20 protein-coding genes are annotated in these 22,480 nt (G+C 38.3%); 4 read left to right on the forward strand and 16 right to left on the reverse strand.

The genetic code is table 11. The features are described from left to right. Positions 1-73: 73 nt before the first annotated feature. From MMB69_RS13635 to MMB69_RS13645, 3 genes are read right to left on the reverse strand one after another with little or no spacing between them, the layout of a single operon-like run. Positions 74-1,285, reverse strand: coding sequence for a Ger(x)C family spore germination protein (locus MMB69_RS13635; RefSeq protein WP_221783018.1), 1,212 nt, complete (start codon positions 1,283-1,285; stop codon positions 74-76). Next, positions 1,269-2,396, reverse strand: coding sequence for a spore germination protein (locus MMB69_RS13640; RefSeq protein ID WP_221779916.1), 1,128 nt, complete (start codon positions 2,394-2,396; stop codon positions 1,269-1,271). Before MMB69_RS13640 ends, MMB69_RS13635 begins: the two co-directional genes overlap by 17 nt. A gap of 3 nt (positions 2,397-2,399) precedes the next feature. Continuing rightward, the gene (locus MMB69_RS13645; protein ID WP_221783016.1) at positions 2,400-3,977 is read right to left on the reverse strand and encodes a spore germination protein; all 1,578 of its coding nucleotides are present in this window, start codon (positions 3,975-3,977) and stop codon (positions 2,400-2,402) included. Positions 3,978-4,481: 504 nt separating this feature from the next. Here MMB69_RS13645 and MMB69_RS13650 point away from each other — a divergent pair. Continuing rightward, positions 4,482-6,101, forward strand: coding sequence for an ABC-F family ATP-binding cassette domain-containing protein (locus tag MMB69_RS13650; RefSeq protein WP_013083037.1), 1,620 nt, complete (start codon positions 4,482-4,484; stop codon positions 6,099-6,101). A gap of 35 nt (positions 6,102-6,136) precedes the next feature. On the opposite strand, the gene MMB69_RS13655 is transcribed toward MMB69_RS13650, so the two are convergent. The 5 genes from MMB69_RS13655 to MMB69_RS13675 all read right to left on the reverse strand — a co-directional run bounded on the left by MMB69_RS13655 (position 6,137) and on the right by MMB69_RS13675 (position 10,877). Further along, on the reverse strand, positions 6,137-7,021 hold the full coding sequence (locus MMB69_RS13655) for a DMT family transporter (RefSeq protein ID WP_221783015.1): 885 nt from the start codon (positions 7,019-7,021) through the stop codon (positions 6,137-6,139). A gap of 64 nt (positions 7,022-7,085) precedes the next feature. After that, complete coding sequence (locus MMB69_RS13660; protein ID WP_221783014.1) at positions 7,086-7,802, reverse strand: helix-turn-helix transcriptional regulator; 717 nt, start codon at positions 7,800-7,802, stop codon at positions 7,086-7,088. A gap of 27 nt (positions 7,803-7,829) precedes the next feature. Next, complete coding sequence (locus MMB69_RS13665) at positions 7,830-8,459, reverse strand: alpha/beta family hydrolase (RefSeq protein ID WP_221783012.1); 630 nt, start codon at positions 8,457-8,459, stop codon at positions 7,830-7,832. A gap of 59 nt (positions 8,460-8,518) precedes the next feature. Further along, complete coding sequence (locus tag MMB69_RS13670; protein WP_221783010.1) at positions 8,519-9,529, reverse strand: LLM class flavin-dependent oxidoreductase; 1,011 nt, start codon at positions 9,527-9,529, stop codon at positions 8,519-8,521. Between the two features lie 130 nt (positions 9,530-9,659). Further along, the gene (locus MMB69_RS13675) at positions 9,660-10,877 is read right to left on the reverse strand and encodes an MFS transporter (RefSeq protein WP_013083032.1); all 1,218 of its coding nucleotides are present in this window, start codon (positions 10,875-10,877) and stop codon (positions 9,660-9,662) included. Positions 10,878-11,018: 141 nt separating this feature from the next. On the opposite strand from MMB69_RS13675, the gene MMB69_RS13680 reads away from it, so the two are divergent. Together MMB69_RS13680 and MMB69_RS13685 are read left to right on the forward strand one after the other, a co-directional pair. After that, positions 11,019-11,300 (forward strand): acylphosphatase, encoded by a 282-nt coding sequence (locus MMB69_RS13680; RefSeq protein WP_153255291.1) that lies wholly within the window; start codon positions 11,019-11,021, stop codon positions 11,298-11,300. Between the two features lie 83 nt (positions 11,301-11,383). Then, the gene (locus MMB69_RS13685) at positions 11,384-12,160 is read left to right on the forward strand and encodes a 3-hydroxybutyrate dehydrogenase (protein ID WP_025752250.1); all 777 of its coding nucleotides are present in this window, start codon (positions 11,384-11,386) and stop codon (positions 12,158-12,160) included. Between the two features lie 37 nt (positions 12,161-12,197). Here the strand turns inward: MMB69_RS13685 and MMB69_RS13690 are convergent, their stop codons facing one another. The 8 genes from MMB69_RS13690 to MMB69_RS13725 form a co-directional block, all read right to left on the reverse strand. Then, positions 12,198-14,609, reverse strand: coding sequence for a S8 family serine peptidase (locus MMB69_RS13690; RefSeq protein ID WP_221783008.1), 2,412 nt, complete (start codon positions 14,607-14,609; stop codon positions 12,198-12,200). A 740-nt stretch (positions 14,610-15,349) separates the two neighbouring features. Continuing rightward, positions 15,350-15,787, reverse strand: coding sequence for a S1 domain-containing RNA-binding protein (locus MMB69_RS13695; RefSeq protein WP_013056909.1), 438 nt, complete (start codon positions 15,785-15,787; stop codon positions 15,350-15,352). A gap of 181 nt (positions 15,788-15,968) precedes the next feature. Beyond that, complete coding sequence (gene nadE, locus MMB69_RS13700) at positions 15,969-16,790, reverse strand: ammonia-dependent NAD(+) synthetase (protein ID WP_221783006.1); 822 nt, start codon at positions 16,788-16,790, stop codon at positions 15,969-15,971. Between the two features lie 34 nt (positions 16,791-16,824). Further along, positions 16,825-17,505: a nicotinate (nicotinamide) nucleotide adenylyltransferase gene (gene nadD / locus MMB69_RS13705; protein WP_014460242.1), complete on the reverse strand. Its 681-nt coding sequence runs from the start codon at positions 17,503-17,505 to the stop codon at positions 16,825-16,827. A gap of 15 nt (positions 17,506-17,520) precedes the next feature. Continuing rightward, positions 17,521-18,990, reverse strand: coding sequence for a nicotinate phosphoribosyltransferase (locus MMB69_RS13710; RefSeq protein WP_221783005.1), 1,470 nt, complete (start codon positions 18,988-18,990; stop codon positions 17,521-17,523). 23 nt (positions 18,991-19,013) lie between these two features. After that, positions 19,014-19,562, reverse strand: coding sequence for a cysteine hydrolase family protein (locus tag MMB69_RS13715; RefSeq protein WP_221783003.1), 549 nt, complete (start codon positions 19,560-19,562; stop codon positions 19,014-19,016). 72 nt (positions 19,563-19,634) lie between these two features. Further along, positions 19,635-20,411: an NUDIX domain-containing protein gene (locus tag MMB69_RS13720; RefSeq protein WP_221783001.1), complete on the reverse strand. Its 777-nt coding sequence runs from the start codon at positions 20,409-20,411 to the stop codon at positions 19,635-19,637. Between the two features lie 222 nt (positions 20,412-20,633). Then, on the reverse strand, positions 20,634-21,029 hold the full coding sequence (locus MMB69_RS13725; protein ID WP_221782999.1) for a CDI toxin immunity protein: 396 nt from the start codon (positions 21,027-21,029) through the stop codon (positions 20,634-20,636). 330 nt (positions 21,030-21,359) lie between these two features. On the opposite strand from MMB69_RS13725, the gene MMB69_RS13730 reads away from it, so the two are divergent. Then, positions 21,360-22,448: an FAD-dependent monooxygenase gene (locus MMB69_RS13730; RefSeq protein ID WP_221782997.1), complete on the forward strand. Its 1,089-nt coding sequence runs from the start codon at positions 21,360-21,362 to the stop codon at positions 22,446-22,448. Positions 22,449-22,480: the final 32 nt, after the last annotated feature.

The following is a 22,480-nucleotide window of genomic DNA, read 5'->3' on the forward strand; positions in this document are numbered from 1 at the left end:
CATGTGATGAGTATTTCTTTGGGGGGATTTTTTCATTTTTGACATAAAGATAAACAAAGTTATAGTCGGGTGCTTACTTTTTTGACCCGGATGCTCCATAATCTTTAATCGTTAACTTCACATCATAGTTAATTGGCACTTCACTAAATGTTTGATCCCAATTGTCTTTAACCCTCATCCATACTCCGGGCCTCTTAATTCTCAATTGATTTCCGAAACCTGCAACATCAACTTTATATTTTGTTTGCATTTTTTCTAATACGTTTCTTACCAGGTGCTTTACTTTTTTTTCTGAAGTTTTTTGCGCGTTCTGTAAAAATTGATTGTTAAAAGAGCTCCCTGAGGTCATCCAACTTTCAGATAGCCTTCCCACTGATTCAATGTGTACATCAAAAGAGATATTATTTCCTTTAACATGAGGTTGAATGCGACTTTTCATAGACTCTATTTCATATACAATCAGCTGACCGGTCTTTTTATCAAAGCTTTTTACTAGGCCACCTTTTCCTTTACCTGTGATCCAAGTCAGACCATCTAGTTCTTCTTCATTCAAAAAACCAATCATTTTGTTTGTTTTTCCTTTAATTATACCTGCACCCGCAAATTTGATTTCTCCATTTGCTGATACTACATTTTGCAACAGAAAACTAGACCGTGATTGGATTTTGCTCTCTAGTTTAATAAGCGGCATAGGAGGTAAAATTCTCGTTGTTCGATAGGCATTTTCTACCATTGTAGACAAACGAAATGCTGGGATCTCTCCTGCTGTTTTTGATTCGAGTGTGTCGCTTGCTCTCCCTTTACTAATAAACATCAGACAACTTGGTCTAAAATCATTGTCACGAAGACTTTGATCCACTAATTGTTCCAAACTATACGATCGTGCAAGGGCCTCACCGATAACCATCACTTTCATATGGGGACTAGTTAAAGGAGTATCACTTCTTAAAGATAATTCACGAAGCATTTGAAAAGCAGAATCTCCTGTTTCAGACACATTCACATAAGATTTCTGTTGAGGACCTCCTTGTTTAGTGGTTGAACTTGCCACTTGTGGGGTGATAAGTTGATAGGTTGACGTAATCAGGTTCTTTCTCGCATATCCCCCTCCTTGTTCATCAAATTCTTTTTCAATCATGGACTCCTTCCCCTTATCGAGCGCCACACCTACCCCTAAACTTCTTTCTTCAATTTCATGACTACTCCAGCAGCCCGTCAGAGGAACGAGCAAAAAAACAGAGAGAAAAACCAATAAGAACTGTACGTGATTAAAGGTTTGTTTCATACTTTCTCCCCTTTACTTTTGAAATAATGAGAAGAAGCAACGGCAAAAAGCCAAATAAAACTAAGGCAGCGTTGCCAACCATATCCCCTACTTTAAATACATCATTGATGTTTTTGGGAATCATGGAAATAAGATAAATAACGGGAAGCACGCCATACATAAATGGATGAATGTTCTTTTGGAAAAGTTGAGATAGTCCTAATGAAGCAGCGTAATGGTTAACAGTAAAAGAAGTAAACATTTGCATAATCCATACCACCAGCAACAGAGAATCAAATCGTTCAAAAATCAAACCGGTCAGCTCAAAACTTCGTATCAAATCAAGTGTGGGCCATGTTCTTGTAACTACTCCATCAACCGATAACGCTCCGATCACCATTACAACAGTAATCACATAAATGAATAAAGGAATAGTAATTCCAACTAATACAGCTTTTCCTGCTTTGTGTGGTTCTTTCATAAAAGCTAAAATGATTAACATAATTTCAGGACCCGTGAATGCAAGAGCAGTTGTTTTTATGCCTTTTAGCACCGGTGTGATACCTGAACCTAGTACCGGGCGCAGATTGTCTACTTCAAATATTTTGATACTCATAAAGGCAACAAGTAAAAAAAGAATAACCGTAATAGGTAATATAATCTCAAATAGACGAGCGATTGGATTTATTCCCCCTCTGATTAGGTAGAGACTTGCCCACATAAAGGGCATAATAATAGCCCATTTAGGGGTTCCTTCCAACAATAGATATCCTGTTACTTCTGCCAATGAACGGGCATGAAACCCACCAAGTACTAAAAAATAACCTATTATGAAGAAACTAAATAACTTGCCCATCCATTTCCCTACAATTTCTTGGCTGTATTGATAAAAGGTTTTTTCAGGGAAGCGTTGACTTAATTTCACCATAATTACTCCTGCTATCATGGCAATTATTCCGCCTAAAATAACACTTAACCAAACATCTGGTGTTTTTACTTGTTCCGCAACTGTCCGGGGCAAGGTAAGAATTCCTGTTCCAAGTATAAAATTGATAACAACCACAGTTGCTTGAGGTGTCGTAATACGATCGTTTGAATTGATCATTACCCACAGCTCACTTCCTTTCGTCATAAGCTACCCTTTTCGCAGAGGATCTTTGGTGTGCATCATCTTTGGACGTCGTTTCATCATCATCAGAGGCATACGGACTACCAAGTCTTTCCATTCACTTAAACGATAAGGAACAGCTGGACTCATATAAGGTACGCCGAAACTTTTTAGTTTCACTAAATGGCTCATCATAAAAAGGAAAAATAAGATGACGCCATATAATCCAAGTATGGCAGCACAAAGCATGGCTACAAACCGAAGAATACGCAATGTGATTCCTACACTATATTGCGGAATAGAAAACGATGAAATGGCAGTTAACGCCACTACAATCACCAAAATAGGGCTAACGATTCCTGCCTGCACCGCAGCTTCTCCAATGATTAACCCACCGACAATGCCCATTGCTGGACCAATTGGTTTCGGCAACCGGAGTCCGGCTTCTCTCAAAATTTCGATGGATAATTCCATAAATAAGGCTTCGATAAGGGCGGGAAACGGAACACCAGATCTTGATCCTATAATAGAAATAGCTAACTTAGTCGGAATTAATCCTGGATGAAATGAAATAAACGCAATATACAAAGCCGGTGTAAAAAGGGAAAGAACCACTGCAATATAACGAAGAAAACGAATGAATGTACCGGGAATCCACCTTTCATAATAATCTTCCGGCGACTGTAACATCATGCTAAACGTAACAGGGGCAATCAAAGCAAAAGGCGTCCCGTCTAATAAAATGGCTACTCTCCCTTCCATCAAAGCAGCAATTACACGATCGGGACGCTCCGTATTCTGCACCTGAGGAAAGGGACTAAGGTAATTATCTTCAATGAGTTGTTCAACATATCCTGACTCCGGTACATTATCAAGATCAATTTTTTTAATTCGTTTTTCTACTTCTTCAATTAGTTCTGTATTAACAATCTCCTTTATGTAAGCAACAACTAAGTCTTTTTTGGAACGCTTTCCTACTTGAAATTTCACCAGCGACAAATTTTCAATGTCTCCGCTTCCTCTTAGTAAAGAAGTATTATCACTTAAAGATTCAGTGAAGCCTACTCTTGGCCCTCTCACTAATGCTTCTGATACGGGCTCTTCAATCGTCCTTGTTTTCACTTTGCTTGTACCAAGAATTAAAGCAGGTGATATTCCGTCAATTAAAAGAGCCGTAGATCCTGTTAAGACTTTTGATGTTACTTCTTTAATGGAATGAACCTCTTCTACATCACCAATTGATAATACTTGGCTTTTAATACACTGTTTTGAAAGGCTTCCCTTTACGTAAAGCTGATCCTGTTGGTATTCTTTTGAAAAATCAGCCATCAATGATGACAAAATATGTTTTTCAATAAGATCTTTATCTGATAGCCCCTCTACAAAAATAATAGCTGCCTGAATGCCGGTGCGTCCTATAATAAACTCCCGAAAATGAACGTCGGAGTTATGACCAATTTCATTTTTAACTACTTTTAGAGTTAAAGCTAAATGATCCGTAACATGATTAGATGAATTTTGAGGTGTAAATTCCTGTTTGTTTTCCTTCTCGTTCGCATGGTTTCCTATTTTTTTTATTTTTGATCTCCATTTTTTCACTTTCATCACTCTTCCTCTGAATTACGAATCCCGCTTAATAATTTGTAGATTATATACGGGATGAAAAAAACCAGAACTGCTTGTATAAAAACTGGCCCTTCTGGAACATAGGAAACAACTAATTTCCACATGATAATCACCCTATTTATGTCTATATCAAACCAATTTTAGAAATAAGCACCCTTAAAATATCAGTATTTACTTCATAGAAATTCTTTTATTTACCAGGTAGTATTATTCTTCTTTTTGTTTCTTATACAAGGAATACAACATCCATCTTAAAAATGAAAAAAAGCTGATTACTGAAGGATTAGACATGCTGGTTTGCTGTTCAAAGTTTTGGTGAATGCTAGAATAATCAAGTTTCACCGCTCAAAAAACCCCTTAAATGGTTGACGAGTGCTTAAAGTGTCGGTTACACTTTATGTTTGAAATATTGTATTCATATCGCTCTTATCTCAAAAGAATGGTATAATTTTATAGATATTGAATTTGGAGGACTGCTCATACATGATTACAGTTAGTAATGTAAGTTTACGATTTGGCGACCGAAAGTTATTTGAAGATGTGAATATTAAATTCACGCCTGGTAACTGTTATGGATTAATCGGCGCAAACGGTGCTGGAAAATCAACGTTTTTAAAAATTTTATCTGGTGAAATTGAATCTCAAACTGGTGATGTACATATGGGCCCTGGCGAACGCCTTGCTGTCTTAAAACAGAACCACTTCGAATATGAAGATCAAGAAGTTATGAAAACCGTTATTATGGGGCACGCTCGCCTTTATGAAGTAATGCAAGAAAAAGATGCTATTTATATGAAAGCAGACTTCACAGATGAAGACGGAATGAAAGCAGCTGAGCTTGAAGGTGAATTTGCTGAATTAAACGGTTGGGAAGCAGAATCAGAAGCAGCTATTCTTTTAAAAGGATTAGGTATTTCTGAAGATCTTCACGCCAAAAAAATGGCTGAACTAACGGGTAGTGAAAAAGTAAAAGTGCTTCTTGCACAAGCTTTATTCGGAAAACCTGATGTATTACTTTTAGATGAGCCTACGAATAACTTGGATATTCAAGCAATTCAATGGTTAGAAGAGTTCTTAATTAACTTTGAAAACACAGTCATCGTTGTATCTCATGACCGTCACTTCTTAAACAAAGTATGTACGCACATTGCTGACCTTGACTTCAGTAAAATCCAAGTCTACGTTGGTAACTATGATTTCTGGTATGAATCAAGTCAATTAGCACAAAAAATGGCGTCAGATGCGAACAAGAAAAAAGAAGAAAAAATTAAAGAGCTTCAAGCCTTTATCGCTCGCTTTAGCGCAAATGCATCGAAATCAAAACAAGCAACGTCTCGTAAAAAATTGCTTGATAAAATTTCATTAGATGACATCCGTCCTTCTTCTCGTCGCTATCCGTACGTGAACTTCACGCCGGAACGTGAGATTGGAAATGACGTACTTCGCGTTGAAGGTCTAACAAAAACAATTGACGGCGTAAAAGTACTTGATAACGTAAGCTTTATTATGAATAAAGATGATAAAATTGCTCTTGTAGGCCGCAACGAACTTGCAAATTCAACATTAATGAAGATTTTAATGGGTGAAATGGAAGCGGACAGCGGTACGTACAAATGGGGTGTCACAACGTCTCAAGCCTTTTTCCCTAAAGATAACTCCGAGTACTTTGAAAACGGAGACTTAAACTTAGTAGACTGGCTGCGTCAGTATTCACCTAATGACCAAAGCGAAAGCTTCTTACGCGGTTTCTTAGGCAGAATGCTATTCTCTGGTGAGGAAGTGTTGAAAAAAGCCAACGTTCTTTCCGGAGGAGAAAAAGTTCGCTGTATGCTTTCTAAAATGATGCTAAGCGGTTCAAACGTTCTTTTACTAGACGATCCTACGAATCACCTTGACTTAGAATCAATCACAGCACTAAATAATGGACTTATCAGCTACAAAGGTTCAATGATTTTCACATCTCATGACCATCAGTTCGTTGAAACGATTGCAAATCGTGTAATTGAAATTACGCCAAACGGAGTAATTGACAAGCAAATGACGTACGATGAGTATTTAGAAGACAGCAACCTGCAAAAACAAGTAGCTAGCATGTACGCTTAATAAAAAATCCCCTTTCTATAGAGAAAGGGGATTTTCTATATACGCACCTCTTGATTTAGCGATGACTTCGGAGAATACGTTAAAAACGCTAAGCTAGCAAATACTAGTGCTGCTCCGCATATGTTTACCAAAGTTAGAGATTCTCCTAAAAAAAAGACGCCAAGTAAAAAAGCGGTAACAGGCTCTGCTAGCGATAACGTCACGGCGGTAGACGCTTGCACCGACTTAAGCGCTGTAGAAAATAATACATAAGCAAGCGCCGTCGTAAGTATTCCTAAGTGAAGAGCGATGCCTATTCCATTTAAAGAGGCTAGCCAGCTCATATCATACATAAACCAGCATGGAATCAGTAAAACAGCGGCGGCTGTAAACACAAGCGAAGCTCCTACTTGCGGATCAACATGCTGAACAATTTTTTTATTAACAGTCGTATAGCAAGCAAAAGACGTCCCTGCTCCTATAGCCATACCCAAACCTATCACGTCGATTTGAGTATCTTTTTTTAACAACAAGCAGCTGCACCCTATAATACCAGTAACCGTAGCAAGCAACCATTTTTTTGTAGGTTTCTTGCGGTACACTATGTAATCTAATACTCCTGATAAAACAGGCGCACTGCCGATTGCCACCATTGTTCCTACTGCAACACCCGTTTCAATGACAGCTGAAAAAAATAAAGGCTGATAAGCGGCCATACTTGCTGCAGCAACCGTAAGAGGCAGAATAGGAAGGCGTCTTAGGTCCACTTTCTTTCTTTGAATAAGACAAGCTGAAAAAAGTGACAGCCCCCCTACAGCTAAACGCACGGCTCCAATCGCCACAGAATGCGCTTCAGCAGATGCTAAAGCTTGGGCAGTCCCTGTTGTTCCCCATAGTACAGCTGCACATAATATAAGTATTTTTGATAATGAAGTATTCATATTTCCATCTCCTTTCTTTTATCATAACTAAAAGAAAGAAAAAAGTTTTTCCGCTTTTATGATCTTATTTGTCTGTTTTTAAGATACTTCGATATTGCGTGGGTGAGACTCCTTCTTGCTTTGCAAACCATTTAGTGAATGAAGACAAGCTGTGATAGCCGACTTCATGCGCAATATACGTTACCGAGTAGCTGCTCTCTTTTAACAGTTCTTTTGCTTTATTTAAACGTATACGCGTTACATAGCTTTGAGGCGAATAGCCCGTTTTTTGTTTAAACCAAGCAGAAAAATAGGCAGGATGATAATTTTCCAGCTTAGCAAGACTTTCTATGTTTAGCTCTTGATTAAAGTTAGCATGAAGATAATCAATGGATTTAAACGTTTGTTTCTTTGGTAAATAATGCTGAACGTAACGGACTAAATCTTCAAGCGCCCCTCTGTCAGTGCTTTTTTGAAGCTCATCAAGTAAAAGGTAGCGAATTGCTTTCCACGTTGAATCCCATTGAATAAACGCTGCTTGTTGAGAAAGATGCGCACTTTCTGTAAATTTCAACGGAATATCAACGACCAGACATTCATTCGTATTTTTAGCTTGATACGTATGAAGCTGACGAGGCGGAATGTAAAAGCATCCTTCTTGCAGCGTTAAGTGCTGCTCACTTGCTTGAATATCAAGAGCACCTGCTAGCGGAAACAAAAGCTGACTGTAGTTATGATCATGAGTATGAGGTGAATAGCTGTAGGCTCTTTTTTCGCAAATAATTTCACGTAGCGTATCCATTTTGTACTCCTTTCCTTACTCTCTACCTCACAGAATCTTTTCTACACCATTCAAAACCGTTTCAAGTGCCTTTAACGATTCCGCGGGAGTATACAAAACGTCCAATGAATGGTCGGCATTTTCAATCACTTCAATATTCATTGTGTTTGTTTTTAATTGATAAACTTCTTCAGTATAATAGTGATCACGAGTTCCTATTGCAATAAGACCTTTATGAGTGCTTTCTAGTAAACTTTCAAACAGTTCCGGTCTGGTTAAAAGCGGCGTCAGTAAAAGCATCACTGCATCTTTGTAGACTTCATCTTTCATAACTCGCTGAATCAGCGGAATGGTACCCAGCGATTTTCCTGCAAATATGATATTTTTATAGTCATTATGAGATAAAACGTCCTGCAGCACTAAGTCAATGTCTTTCATCATAACGTCTGCAATCTCATCTGTAGACTTTGTCATCAGCTCTTTTGAATATGTATAGTGAATCTGAACCACGTCAATTCCGTGTTTTAACATCAGCATCGTTACATAATACAACAGCGGCTTTTCGTACGTATAGCCCAGACCGGAAAACATAAAGCAAATGCGAGGCCCTCCTGTTTTAATATGTGTATAGGTTACCTTATTAGTTTGGCTGCTTACACTTTTTTGATCTACGTGCATGTCACTCCTCCTTTTTAAATATTCTAACATTTAATTTCATAAAAAAACCCCATCTTTTCTTAAAAAGATGAGGGTTGAGGAAATAGCTCTGCAAGCAGTTCATAAGACTTCTTTTTTGCTTCATAATCATGGATATTTGTAATCACTAAAAATTCGTCGTTATCGTATTTTTGCTGCAGCCCGATTAATCCTTGTTTTACTTCAGCTGGATTTCCTACGATCATACGAGGACGATTGTTGCTTATTTTTTTGAGCTCTTCTTCTGAATAAGAACGATTGCGCACTTCTTCTATGGATGACACCGTTGTATCTCCGCCTTTAGCTACTTTCAACAACCAATCATCTAACGTTTTGGCATGCTGCTCGGCTTCTTCTGTTGTTTCTGCACATACAACAAATACGCATACGTTGGTGTTAGGCTGTGATTGATACGAAGAAGCGATAAATTCTTGTTTATAATGACGAATGGCTTCTTGTCCACCAACTGAGTAAATGAAATGTCCAAACGTAAAAGAGATGCCCAGCTCAGCAGCCGACCTTGCTCCTCTTTTATTAATGCCAAGATGCCACAGTTCCGGCTTTGTTTCACTTAACGGATAAGCCGTCACGCCGTAATACGGATGATCAGACGGCAAATTGTGCTCAAGATGTCCTTTTAACGCTTGAATTTGCCGCGGGAATTCATTGAGGCTTTTACGGACTCCATCTGTCAGCGCTAGCCGAGTCAGCGCATCTCCTCCCGGTGACCGTCCAAGACCTAAGTCAATTCGATTCGGAAACAGATTTTCAAGCAGCTGAGCGTCTTCTGCTACTTTATACGGACTGTATTGAGGAAGAAGCACTCCTCCAGACCCAATTCTGATTCGGCTCGTGTGAGAAGCTAAGTGCGTCATTAAAAGTGTCGGAGATGAGCCTGCAAGACCGTTCGTATTATGATGTTCCGCTACCCAAAAGCGATGGTAGCCCAACTCTTCCGTTAATTTAGCCAGCTCTACCGTGCGTTTTAACGCTTCCTTTGGTGTTGATCCGCTTGAAACAGGAGACTGATCCAATACGCTTAGCTTAATCATAGGTGATTCTTCCTTTCGATTTTCAATTTCTATTGTCTCTATTGTAGGAGAAAAATATGAATCCGTCTTGAAATTTGCTTCACTCTCATAAAAAAAGCAAACGCTAAGGCGCGTTTGCTTTTTCTTTTTCTTATTTTGCTTCGTGCATTTCTTTCACACGCTTATCGCTCGGTAACAGCCATGTTAGCAGTCCTAAAATTGGAAGATAGCTGCAAAACAGCATAATAAACTGAAGGCTGAAGACATCAGCTAATTTACCGAATACAACAGCTCCTAAAGCTCCCATTCCAAAAGCAAGACCTACAATTAAGCCGGAAACCAAGCCGATTTTCCCTGGCATCAGCTCCTGAGCGTAGACGACCGTAACGCTGAAACTTGACTGAAGAATAAAGCCGATTAGTACTAAAAGAGGTGCTGCCACTCCTAGAGAAACATGGGGGAGTAATAAAGTAAACGGTACTGACCCTAACATAGAAAATAATAAAATATTTCGTTTTCCGAAACGATCGGCAAGCGGACCTCCAAAGAATGTTCCAAATACCCCTGCAATCATAAATAAAAAAACGTAAAGCTGAGCACTTTTGATAGGCAAATTAAATTTTTCAATGATATAAAACTGAAAGAAATTAAGGATGCCTGCCCCGTACCATGAACGTGCAAAAACAAGAAAAATTAAAAGTCCAACCGCAAAAATAATTTGCTTGTTCATCGTAAATGAAGCATCTGACTGCTTTTTCTTCAGGCGTTGACGAGTAGCTAACTCCGATTTGTACCATTTAGACACGCTGTACAAAACCACTACGCCGATACCTGCAATTAACGTAAACCAAATCGTTCCAAACTGACCAAGTCCGATAAAGATAAATGCCGTAAATAGCGGAGCCATCGACTGTCCTGTATTTCCGCCAACTTGATAAATAGACTGCGCCAGCCCCCGTTTTCCTCCTGCTGCCATATATGCTACGCGAGAACCTTCCGGATGAAAAATAGCGGAGCCAAATCCTACAAATAAGACAGATATAATCACAAAATAAAAATTTGGCGCTAAAGCGAGCCCAACCATACCAATCATGCTTAAACACATTGCAATTGGCAATAAAAATGGCGAGGGACGCTTATCGGCAAATACGCCGAATACCGGCTGCATGATCGATGACGTCATGTTTAAAGCAAAGGCAATCCAGCCGATTTGCGTGTAGTTTAAATTCATCGATTTTTCAAGGACAGGAAAAAGTGCCGGTATAACGGACTGCATACAATCATTTAGGAAATGTCCTAAACTAATAGCAAATAAAATACGATAAATCGTTGCCGGCTGCGCTTGCTGCGTTCGTGCTGCTGCTTGCATTCATAACCCTTCTTTCTTAATTTAATCTACATTATAATTGTTAAAGTCTTACAATGTCTTTTTCTATTATACAGTGAAAGTTAAGATTGTAGTTGTTTTCTTTTTTATAAAAAAGGGAAAATTACCTGCGAGGTGAGAACAGTGAAAAAACATGTGCATATGATTGTAGACGGACGCGTTCAAGGGGTTGGGTTCCGTCACTATACGCAGCTAAAGGCAATGGAATGCTCCATTAACGGATGGGTACGAAATCGGGACGATCAAAAAGTCGAAATTGATGCTGAAGGTGAAGAAAGTAACATCCAAAAATTTATTGAAGAAGTTAAAAAAGGTCCCTCACCGTTCGCTTCTGTTAGCAATGTGGAAGTAAAGGTAGTAAACACACCTTCCCACACCCATTCTTTTCGCGTAAAGTACAGTTAAAAAACTCGCTAAATCAAGATAATTTTTGATAAAATGGAAAAGTAAGCGATTTTATATCATCTACATATAAGGGGGAAAAAACGATGGTTGAAAACAAAATTGTGTTAATTACAGGTGCAGCTCAAGGTATTGGTTACCAGATTGGTGAGCGCTTCGCTGAAGACGGAGCGACTGTTGTCTTAACTGACTTAAATGAAGATGGAGTTAAGAAAGCAGCAGACAAATTGAAGACAAAAGGCTACGAAGCATTAGGCATTAAAGCAGATGTGACAAAGGAAAGTGATATTGAACAAATGATTGCTCAAACGGTTGAAACATATGGCCGCCTTGACGTGTTGATTAACAATGCCGGCATGCAATTTGTTTCCCCGCTCGAAGAATTTCCTACTGAAAAATTTGAACTTTTAACGAAAATTATGCTTGTTGCACCTTTTGTTGCGACTAAGCATGCGTTTCCTATTATGAAAAAGCAAAAATTCGGCCGCATTTTGAACATGTCCTCCATTAACGGATTGATTGGTTTCTCAGGAAAAGCGGCATACAACAGCGCTAAGCACGGCGTGATTGGCTTAACGAAAGTGGCTGCTCTTGAAGGTGCAGAGCACGGTATTACGGTAAATGCGATTTGCCCTGGTTATGTTGATACGCCGCTTGTACAAAATCAATTAAAAGATTTGGCACGTACGCGAAATGTAGCGCTTGAAAAAGTACTTGAAGAAGTCATTTATCCTCTTGTTCCTCAAAAACGCTTGCTTGCAGTTGATGAAATTGCAGATTATGCAATGTTTTTAGCAAGTGATTTAGCAAAAGGCGTAACCGGCCAAGCTGCTGTGATTGATGGTGGATATACGGCTCAATAAAAAAAGAGTGTCAGTTAGACTGGCACTCTTTTTTTATTTATTTAATTTCGAATTCTCCTAAAGAACCTGTCGTCCGACCTGCTTTCACTGCTTCTGCGTATAAATAATACGTTCCCGCTGGAAGAGCTTCACCATTAATCTTTCCGTCCCACGTTGCGCTAGAGAATCCTTTTCCTACATTCGTATACGAACTTAACAATTCCCCTTTTTCTAGGGCTGCATCGTAAATGTAATAGCTAAGCTTCTCTGCTCCTCCTGGTAAATAACTGCCGTATTCAAATGAGCCATTTCCAAGTACATCTACATAAGCAGAAGTAACGCGAGGATAGTTCGGCTCTTTTACAAATAAGATCGTTGGAACATCATACGTTTCTTTATTGTTACTTACGGTAATTGTCCCTTCGTAATAGCCAGGAGACAATTTCCCTGCATCTACTTTTACATTTAGGTTTACTTTTTGTGTCTTCCCTGCATTAATCACTAAATCATTTGTTGATTTAACGTCAATTGCTTGATGGCTTTTCTTAAATTTTACTTTGACCGAGTATTTTTGACTGTGATTTGATAGATTTTTAATCTTAAAGCTTTGTTTTTCTACTTGTTTCCCTTTATCTTTATAAAAGACACCGTACGAGTGACTTCCTGGGGTAATAAGCGTCTTCGCTTTAATTGCATCTACTACGCGCATGCTTCCTGCACCTTGCGTATTATGAGGGTAAATGAGCCCATTGCGGTCACGAAGAAGTTCTGTTGTGTTCATTAAAGATGCTTTTACGTCTTCTACTTTATAATTTGGATGTGCCTGTAAAATTAACGCTGCTGCTCCTGCTACGTGCGGTGCCGCCATACTTGTTCCTTGTTTTGATCCATATCCATGAGGGTTGCTTGGATCATTGGTTGGCACCGTACTGATGATATCGACTCCCGGTGCCGAAATGTCCGGCTTAATCATCCACGTATCTACAACCGGTCCGCGAGATGAAAAATCAGCCATTGTTTCATCGACCGTCTGATTAAAGGTTGCAGTAAAAGAGCCCGTGACGGATCCTTTCGCTAAAGAAGCTACCAAAGCTTGGCCGTCTGCTTTTGATAAACGAATACTTGGCAGAGATGTACCTGGAATATCAGGGATTGTTCCTTCTACGTTGTTGTAAATGACCGTTGCAGCAGCACCGGCTTTTTTCGCATTGTCAACTTTATCTACAAACGCGATGTCGCCGCGAGAAATAACCGCTACTTTTCCTTTTACATCCTTTCCTTCAAAGTCTTCTGGTTTTCCTAGTCCGACAGGTACAAATTCATAATTTTTACCGCTTGCATCCAGTAATGCCTTGTCATTTGGAAAGCCCATTACTTCAGCAGAAGCATAGCTTGCGTTATCTACAGTTAATGTCGTTTTATACAAATTGTAAGGAAGCTGAGTCGCACCAACTGAAATAGCTTCACGTGACGTTCCCGGAGAGCCTACTGTCCAGTTAGCTGGTCCACTGTTTCCATTTGATGTAACAGCTACTACCCCTTCTTCCATTGCCCAATCTAACGCAATACTCGTTGCCAAGTCCGGATTATTAATCGTATCTCCAAGCGACAGGTTCATTACATCCGCCCCGTCTTCTACCGCACGTTCAATACCGGCGATCACGTCTTCCGTTGTACCCGTTCCTCCTGGACCTAGTACACGATAAGCAAGTAAATGAGCATCAGGAGCCACCCCTTTAATTTTCCCGTCCGCTGCAATTGTACCCGCTACGTGCGTACCGTGCGTTGTCTCTTCGCCTTTTGGATCTCCAGCCGGCGTTTCTTGAGGGTCTTTGTCATCGTCGACAAAATCCCATCCTTTATATTTCTCAAACGCTGATTTTAAATCCGGGTGGTCGTAATCAACGCCTGTATCGATAACGGCTACGGTCATATTTTTACCTGTATATCCTGATTTCCACACTTGATCTGCTCCTACATAGTAAATGCTTTTATCCATTTCAGAACCGTATTCTTCGGCGCTCACTTCTTTCGATTTCACTTCTGTTGTATGATATTCAACGCTTGGATAAATAGCTTTTACTCCCGGTAAACTTGCTACTTTTTCAAGGTCACTAGCGGGAAGTTCCGCTGAAAATCCGGAAAACACCTGGTCATATTCACGCTTTACTTTTGAAGTTTTAGAAGCTTTTGAAAGCTCTTTTTTCACTTCGTCACGCGCTTTTTTAATCTTTCCTTTACTTTGCGCTACTCCTTTTTTCTTTGCTTCCGCTACAGACTCTTCATTTAACTCCACAATAACTTTTACTTTTTTAGCCGACTTTAAATTATAGTCCCCTTGAATTTTAACTAGTGATGGTTCAAGAGCCGGCTTTGAATTCCCGTTAGCAGATGCTCCCATTGCAAAAGAAGATAAAGCAACCGAAAATGCTACTGTACTCAATACAGCCCGAATTGATACTTTTTTCATCGTTTTGTCCTCTCCATTTCTCTCTATAATTCACGCAACTATGTATGTCTTCATCCCCAGAACATACGCATCTTTTACTTAGCTTGTGAGCTAAAAATTAGAATAGTATGGAAGTTCTATATATTACTATAAAATCCTTGAGTCTATTGAATCATTTTGTATATTCCTGCAAACTGAGTACTAATGCTCAAAAAATGAAGAATTTTGTCTGTTTATCGTCTTTTCATAACTTTTTTATTCCTAAAATTATGAATGGATTAGATGAATATACAAGAATACTGACGAATTTCTGTTAATTTAGCTATTTCTATCAGGGACTCATTCCTACTTTCTCTTCGATTACCTATAAGGTTTTTTATTATTTTAAGAAAATTGTTCTTATGAGCGTTTTTTTATCTTATAACTTATTATTTAGAACATAGTTTAATTTAATATGAAATATCGCACTTAATTAAATGAAATTTTTAAAAATTACGAATAATAAAAGTAGTTCGTGCAGATACTAACGTCAACGCTCGCAAAAAGGGAGGCATGATTATGATAGATTTAAATTTCATCCTACTCATCCTTGATCTTCTCTCATCTCTTGTCACTATTGGCATCTACTTTACAACCAAGTAAGTAACTAACCTTCTCTTTACTCTTCTATCGTATGTACTTAAGCTATTAAAAAAAAGAAGCAAGCCAATTTTTACTGGCTTGCTTCAGCTATATAATAAAGTAGTTAAAGTGGAAGGGATTTATCCGCGTCTTCCGCCTCTGCCACCTCGTTTTGACTCAGTGCTGCGTTTTAGTGTAGATAAATTATCTTCACTATCTTTTAAGAAACGCGCCATTTTTTGTTCGAAGTTTTCCTTAGGTTGGAAGTTGCTTTTAGAACGATTATCATTATTTCTTGCCTGACGTGGCGGGCGTTGTGAATAAGAAGATGAGGGTCTTTCAGGTTTATCTATTGCTTTTTTAATCGATAATCCAATTTTTCCGTCTTTCTCATTAACGACTTTCACTTCAATTTCTTGACCAACTTTAAGATGGTCATTAATGTCTTTTACATAGCTGTCAGCTACCTCACTAATATGTACAAGCCCAGTTTGACCTCCAGGTAATTCTACAAATGCTCCAAAATTAGTAATACCTGTTACTTTACCTTGTACCTTGCTACCTACTTCAACTGCCATAAAAAATGTTCCTCCTCAATAATATTAAAAGCACTTCATTATACCAAAGTGCGTAAGAATAACAAAGTGTGTATGAGAAAACAATTCGTTAAATTACACTTTTCCCCCCAATTTTTTGTTTTATGAAAGAAATCATTCACAATAATGCCCATATTAGATATCCCTAATATGGGCATTTCTCTCATTTCCACCATTCATCAAACATACTAGCCGGTAACTGACGTTTATGTTCCGTAATACGATAGCGCTGTTCAATTTTTCCAGCGGCTTCTTGTGATACTTCTTTTCCTTCCAAATAATCGTCTAGTTCATCATAAGAAATTCCCAGTTCCGTTTCATCAGATTGACCAGGACTATTATCTAACAAGTCAGCTGTTGGTACTTTTTCGTACAATCGCTTATCTGCACCTAATTCTTTTAACAATGCTTTTCCTTGACGTTTTGTTAATCCCGTTAGAGGCAGCACGTCTGCTCCGCCATCTCCGTATTTTGTAAAAAAGCCTGTTACTGCTTCTGCTGCATGATCGGTTCCGATAACTAAAAGGCCGTTTTCTCCTCCGATTGCATACTGTACAATCATACGCGTACGTGCTTTGACATTTCCTTTATGAAAATCAGACAGCGCTATATCTGTCGCACCTGTAAACGAACTTTCAAATGCTTCCACCGTGTTTTTAATATTAAATGTATATGTTTCATTAGGTTTAATAAATTCTAGTGACGCCTTCGCATCTGCTTCGTCATGCTGCGTGCCATGAGGCAAGCGAACGGCTACAAATTTTGCTTCGTATTCTTCTTTTCGCAATTCGTCTACAGCAATCTGCGCTAATCGTCCAGCTAAGCTAGAGTCCTGCCCTCCGCTTATACCTAATACAAAGCCTTTTGCATTTGCTGACTTTAGGTAGGTTTTTAGAAAATCAACGCGGGCACGAATTTCTTGTGCTGGATCAATTTCAGATTTTACATGTAGCTCTTTTCTTATTTTTTCTTGCATGTCTGACATGATACATGCTCTCCTTCCATTATATGTAGATTTCTTACTGATACAATCCATGTTTTTTACTATAAAAATAACAGAGATCAGGCATTAAATATCTTGGCTCTCCGCCCCGGGCAAATTCTTGACGAATATAAGTAGAGCTGATTTCCATCGCTAGCCCCTTATCAAGAAGCTGAAACCGGCCGTCGTCATAATTTCGAAGCAAAGGAGAATGACTAATAGCTTTCAACATGTCTATTCCCTCTCTTGCCATGATGATAAACTGGTTTTCACTAATAAGTTCATCTGCTTTCTTCCACTTGCCTTCACCAATATCTTGCAGTAAGTCGGCTCCCATAATAAAAAATAAGTCAGCGTGTGGAAGCAATTTTTTAAAGTGCTCCATAGTGTAGTATGTGTAATGATAGCCGGGCAATACGTCTAGCTCATACGTATCGAGCAAAAATTTCGGGTTGTCTTTAATCGCTAAGCTAACCATATTTACACGGTGCTCATCGGACGTTTGGAGCTTTTTATCTGTTCGTTTGTGCGATGAAGGCAAGAAGATAATAGCATCTAACTTCTTTCGATGCGCAACCGTTGATGCCGTCCAAAGATGAACATTGGTAACCGGATCAAAAGAAGAACCATAAATTCCAATTTTCGCTCCTTTTTCTAAAAGCTTATCTATTTTCTTATCAGGGTTTAGCTGTTGAAAATAAGCAAGCGTATCTGACATGTCCCCAGCTCCCTACTATTTTTTATTTAGGGCTTCCGCTACTTTTTGTTTTACGTACGCAATTTGACGCGTTTTATTTTCCCAACATTTTTCGCTTAAATCTACTGGATATTCTTCAGGATTGCGCGTGCGCTTATATTCATCCCAAAGCAGCTCTAAATTATCTTTTACGTACTGCTGAATTTCCTGAAGTTCTTCTGTTTCATACACAAGCTTTCCGTTTACAAAGATATCATGATGGAGTTCTTTTGCCTCAAAATTTGTGACAAATTTACTGATAAACGTATGAACAGGATGGAACATTTTTAAACGTTCTTCGCTTTGAGGATCTTCGTCTTCCATCGTGATATAATCCCCTTCAGATTTCCCATTCAAATTATTAATAATACGATATACGCGCTTTAACCCTGGAGTACTCACTTTCTCAGGATTTGCGCTAATTTTAATCGTATCCATCATCTCGCCATTTTCTCCTTCAATAGAGACAAGTTTATACACTGCACCAAGCGCCGGCTGATCATATGCAGTAATGAGCTTCGTGCCAATTCCCCACATGTCTATTTGTGCTCCTTGCGACTTTAAATGCATAATCGTATCTTCATCTAAATCGTTGGAAGCAACAATTTTTGTCTCTGTAAACCCTGCTTCATCTAACATTTGACGAGCTTTTTTAGATAAATATGTTAAATCGCCGCTGTCTAAACGAATCGCTGTAAAATTAATTTTATCGCCTAATTCTTTTGCTACTTTAATGGCGTTGGGAACTCCTGATTTTAACGTATCGTACGTATCAACTAGAAACACGCAGTTTTTATGGCGACGAGCATATTTATGAAATGCAATATATTCGTCTTTATAAGCTTGCACCATCGCATGAGCATGCGTTCCTGCAACTGGAATTCCAAATTTCTTTCCTGCTCGCACGTTAGAAGTAGCACTAAATCCGCCAATATAGGCTGCTCTTGTTCCCCAAATAGCAGCATCCATTTCTTGAGCGCGTCGTGTTCCAAACTCCATTGCCACTTGATCTCCTACTACATGTTTGATTCGAGCTGCTTTCGTCGCAATCAGCGTTTGGTAATTCACAATATTTAAAATCGCTGTTTCTACGAGCTGAGCTTCAATTAATGGTGCCTCTACACGTAAAATTGGTTCATTGTGAAACACAAGCTCACCTTCACGCATACATCGAATTGTTCCCGTAAATGTAAGGTCTTTTAAATAAGCTAAATAATCTTCTTTAAAACCTAATTCTTCGTGCAAGTAGGTTAAATCTGATTCGCTAAATTTAAATGCTTTAATATATTCAATAATTCTTTCTAATCCAGCAAAAACAGCATACCCATTCCCAAAAGGAAGTTTGCGGAAGAAAACTTCAAAAACAGCCTTCTTTTGATGAATGTTATCTTCCCAGTACGTTTCTCCCATATTAATTTGATATAAATCCGTGTGTAGCATTACGCTGTCATCTGTAAACATATTCATTGATTTCCTCCACTTTTATGTCCTTAAATAATTTTTGCCCCGAGGCAAGATTTAAAATGTTCAAGCGCCCACTCATGACCTTTTTGATTAAAACTTGCTACGGCTTTTTCATAGATATAAATAGCAAATCCTTTATTATAGGCATCTACTGCCGTATGAAGTACACAGATGTCCGTACATACACCTGCTAAGTAGACATCGGTAATTTGTCTTTCTCGCAGTTTAATCTCCAGATCTGTTCCAGCAAATGCGCTGTATCTCGTTTTATTCATCCATTCTACATTTGCCTTTGATTGATACAGGTTATATAAATCATTTAACTTTCCGTATAGCTTTCTTCCTGCAGAACCTTCAATATTATGAGGCGGAAACAGCGTTGATTCTGGATGCAAGGAATCATTTTCTTTATGAAAATCAATGGCAAACACGACATACTCGTCTTGCTCAATAAATTGACGCGTGATATCGTTTATGGATGTTTCAATGTGTCGCCCTGGTTCTCCGCATGTCAAAGCTCCGTTTTTAGCTACAAAATCATTTGTATAATCGATGTTAATCAGTGCTTTTTTCATTATGTTTCCCCCTCATAAGTAAAAATTAACAGTTAACATATTGTTAATTATTTGAATTGAAAGTTTTTTCTTTTAATAGCGTGCTGTATAGATTGGCTTCATCACATTCATCTCAACAAACCGGTAGAGCTTTGTTGGCTTTTTAGACGTTCTCGTCGTTGTTTTTCCGTCTACTTCTTCAATAAATGGCAGCATTCTTATTTTTCGTGCAAACGCCTGATCACTTTTAATCGCCGCATCATCCGTTACGGTAAGCAGCACAGCCTGCAGTTCAGAGTATGTAAACTGAGAAGGCAGAAACTTCTGAGCAATGGTCGTTTGCAATAAATCTTTCTTAATTTCCTTGATTGCATCTCGAATGATGATTTCATGATCAAAAGCTAAAGGCAATGAAAAGATTTCATCTATTTTAAATAATTCAACTCGAGCAGCATCATCATTCGCTTTTCGTTTTATTAGACTATCTTCTGGCACAATTGCATAATGTGCGTTTGTGATGACCCATCCCCTATCATCTCTGCCGGGCTCATCATAGATACCATAGTGCTTTAAATGAATATCTTTTACGCCCGTTTCTTCTTCTAGCTCTCTTTTAGCTGCTTCAAAAGCTGATTCATCAGGATGGACAAATCCGCCGGGAAGCGCCCACTTTCCTGCTTCGCTGTTCTTTTCTCCCTCTGCGTTTAGCATTGCTCGCTGGATAAGCATTAATTTCAAATTCATTTTAGGTGGTTTGTATGGTTCTTTTTCTTCCGTCACAATCGTAAATACAGCAATATCTGACGTATAGCCATAGGGTTTAGGGTATTCTTTTTTCGTTTGATTCGTCATTTCTTTTTTGTTCGACATTCAGCATTTCTCCTGATCACTCTTTTTACAATTAACAATATGATTAATGTTAATTATATTTGTTTTATAGAAAATGTCAATACTTTTCCCACTAATTATAAAGAGAAGGTAATTTATGTTGTAAATAACGTTATGTTTCGTATTTTTTAGAGTTTATATGCATAAAAAGCCGAGTGAAGAAGTTCTCATTCCCCTCTTCCCTCAGCTTTTTTTCCCTTTTAATTAGCGTGCTGCTAAACCAATCATCATTTTACCGTCTTTAAAATATTCAATGACATAGTCAACAGACGGACAGTAAATAAACGCTTCTTCTGTAAGATCAGCTGTTTGTTGAAAAAACGTTAAAGCCTGAGCTAAATCGACGCTTACAGCTTTAGTCGCTCGTTTCCAGAATAAAACAACCTGATGCTCTTTTATATTCATCTCTTGAAGCCATTTTTTGATTTCTTCAATACGCCGGGCGGACTTTTTAATTAATACTTTTCTCCAATTAATTTGCATGATTGTTAAAAAAGGAAAGGTGTTTGAAAGTTTTTCGAAGTAAATGCTTGTCTGCTTTTTTGTTAGCAAATCTGCACTGTTACCCAATGTTTGAATATAATGTTCTACTTTTGTCATAATCATCCTCCAGTCGAAATTGGAGTTTGCTAGAATTTTCAGAGCCACTCTCTACTCTTCTTGCTAAAAATCCTGCAGCTTTCCAACCGTGCTTTTTCTCAACAATTTTGAAATTTTACTTTTTATACAAATTATTCAAAATAATTTGTGTATTTTAGTTTACCATAAAACTTAATCTTTGACTTTGATTATGTAAAACCTTATTTGTGTTTTGACCAAAGAGCGAATTCCATAGAAGAAAAGCTATAAAAAAGTTGACATTAACATTTATAAAAGTTAATATACTTACTAAAAGTAACTTAATTGCATATAACAAACAAGGTGAAGAAAATGAACTATCAAACAGATGTGTGTATAATAGGAGCCGGGCCAGGCGGTGCTCTACTAGCCTATCTACTGGCTAAACAAAATATATCAACTATACTGATAGAGAGCTCTGATACGCTTGGAAAAGAATTTCGAGGCGAACATTTAAATGAAGATGGAGAAATGATTCTTAAGAAACATCATATATTTGAAGAAATTGAAAGCTTAGGCCTCCTTCGAATGTCTAGGGTTGAATACTGGAAGGATGGACATGTATTCAAAACGATAGAATCTGAACTTGGACATGCAGGAATTCATGTTCCACAGCAGCATCTCCTTCAGTCTATAAATAGCCAAGCAAGCATCCATCCCTCCTACAAGCTTATGCTGGGCACAAAAGTAACGGAGCTAATGCAGAATGAAAAAGGACAATATACTGGAATAAAAGCTCAGCAAAAAGGCCGGGGTGAAATAATAGTTGAAAGTAAAATCATTATTGGAGCAGATGGTCGATATTCAACTGTTCGCAAACTCGCGCACATAAAAAACAATATCCACAATCATGGATACGATTTGCTTTGGGCAAAAATTCCTGCACCAGCCAATTGGGAGCCTTCTATTAAATTTGCACTTGTAAAACAGCAGCAGGTGGCGCTTTTTTCTCAAGCAAAAGGCTTTGTTCAAATCGGATGGAATATTGAAAAAGGCAGCTATCCTGCTCTTCGAAAACAATCGTTTAGACCGTTTATTCAGCGTTTAATAGACGCTTTCCCTAGCTTAAACCTTTCAATAGAAAGGTTTATTACGTCGTGGTCAGACTTTACGCTTCTTTCTGTGCAAAGCAGCATAAGCGAAGTATGGTCAAAGCATCACCTGTTATTATTAGGGGATGCTGCGCATACGATGACTCCTACTGGCGCTTTTGGATTAAACGAGTCATTAAAAGATGCTGACTTACTGTCTGACTTACTGCATCAAGTTTTTTATCAAAACAAAGAGATTTCAGAAACATTGAGACAGTTTGAACAGAAAAGAAAGCCTAAATTAATAACTCTTGAACGTATTCAGTTTCAGCGAGAAAAAGAATTCTCGTCCCATTTTATTTCTTCTTAAGCCTAAAAAAAGAGATTCCATAGATAAATGGA

This window comes from Priestia sp. P5, assembly GCF_029522155.1.
In the GTDB taxonomy this organism is placed as follows: domain Bacteria; phylum Bacillota; class Bacilli; order Bacillales; family Bacillaceae_H; genus Priestia; species Priestia megaterium_E.

Bases quoted from the DNA above. Each gene is read 5' to 3' on its own strand.
- MMB69_RS13645 (WP_221783016.1), bottom strand. From the start codon at position 3,977: ATGAAAGTGAAAAAATGGAGATCAAAAATAAAAAAAATAGGAAACCAT.
- MMB69_RS13690 (WP_221783008.1), bottom strand. From the start codon at position 14,609: ATGAAAAAAGTATCAATTCGGGCTGTATTGAGTACAGTAGCATTTTCG.
- MMB69_RS13715 (WP_221783003.1), bottom strand. From the start codon at position 19,562: ATGAAAAAAGCACTGATTAACATCGATTATACAAATGATTTTGTAGCT.
- MMB69_RS13640 (WP_221779916.1), bottom strand. From the start codon at position 2,396: ATGACGAAAGGAAGTGAGCTGTGGGTAATGATCAATTCAAACGATCGT.
- MMB69_RS13710 (WP_221783005.1), bottom strand. From the start codon at position 18,990: ATGAATATGTTTACAGATGACAGCGTAATGCTACACACGGATTTATAT.
- nadE (WP_221783006.1), bottom strand. From the start codon at position 16,790: ATGTCAGACATGCAAGAAAAAATAAGAAAAGAGCTACATGTAAAATCT.
- MMB69_RS13635 (WP_221783018.1), bottom strand. From the start codon at position 1,285: ATGAAACAAACCTTTAATCACGTACAGTTCTTATTGGTTTTTCTCTCT.
- MMB69_RS13695 (WP_013056909.1), bottom strand. From the start codon at position 15,787: ATGGCAGTTGAAGTAGGTAGCAAGGTACAAGGTAAAGTAACAGGTATT.
- MMB69_RS13720 (WP_221783001.1), bottom strand. From the start codon at position 20,411: ATGTCGAACAAAAAAGAAATGACGAATCAAACGAAAAAAGAATACCCT.
- MMB69_RS13730 (WP_221782997.1), top strand. From the start codon at position 21,360: ATGAACTATCAAACAGATGTGTGTATAATAGGAGCCGGGCCAGGCGGT.
- MMB69_RS13675 (WP_013083032.1), bottom strand. From the start codon at position 10,877: ATGCAAGCAGCAGCACGAACGCAGCAAGCGCAGCCGGCAACGATTTAT.
- nadD (WP_014460242.1), bottom strand. From the start codon at position 17,505: ATGTCAGATACGCTTGCTTATTTTCAACAGCTAAACCCTGATAAGAAA.
- MMB69_RS13725 (WP_221782999.1), bottom strand. From the start codon at position 21,029: ATGACAAAAGTAGAACATTATATTCAAACATTGGGTAACAGTGCAGAT.
- MMB69_RS13685 (WP_025752250.1), top strand. From the start codon at position 11,384: ATGGTTGAAAACAAAATTGTGTTAATTACAGGTGCAGCTCAAGGTATT.
- MMB69_RS13670 (WP_221783010.1), bottom strand. From the start codon at position 9,529: ATGATTAAGCTAAGCGTATTGGATCAGTCTCCTGTTTCAAGCGGATCA.
- MMB69_RS13650 (WP_013083037.1), top strand. From the start codon at position 4,482: ATGATTACAGTTAGTAATGTAAGTTTACGATTTGGCGACCGAAAGTTA.
- MMB69_RS13660 (WP_221783014.1), bottom strand. From the start codon at position 7,802: ATGGATACGCTACGTGAAATTATTTGCGAAAAAAGAGCCTACAGCTAT.
- MMB69_RS13655 (WP_221783015.1), bottom strand. From the start codon at position 7,021: ATGAATACTTCATTATCAAAAATACTTATATTATGTGCAGCTGTACTA.
- MMB69_RS13665 (WP_221783012.1), bottom strand. From the start codon at position 8,459: ATGCACGTAGATCAAAAAAGTGTAAGCAGCCAAACTAATAAGGTAACC.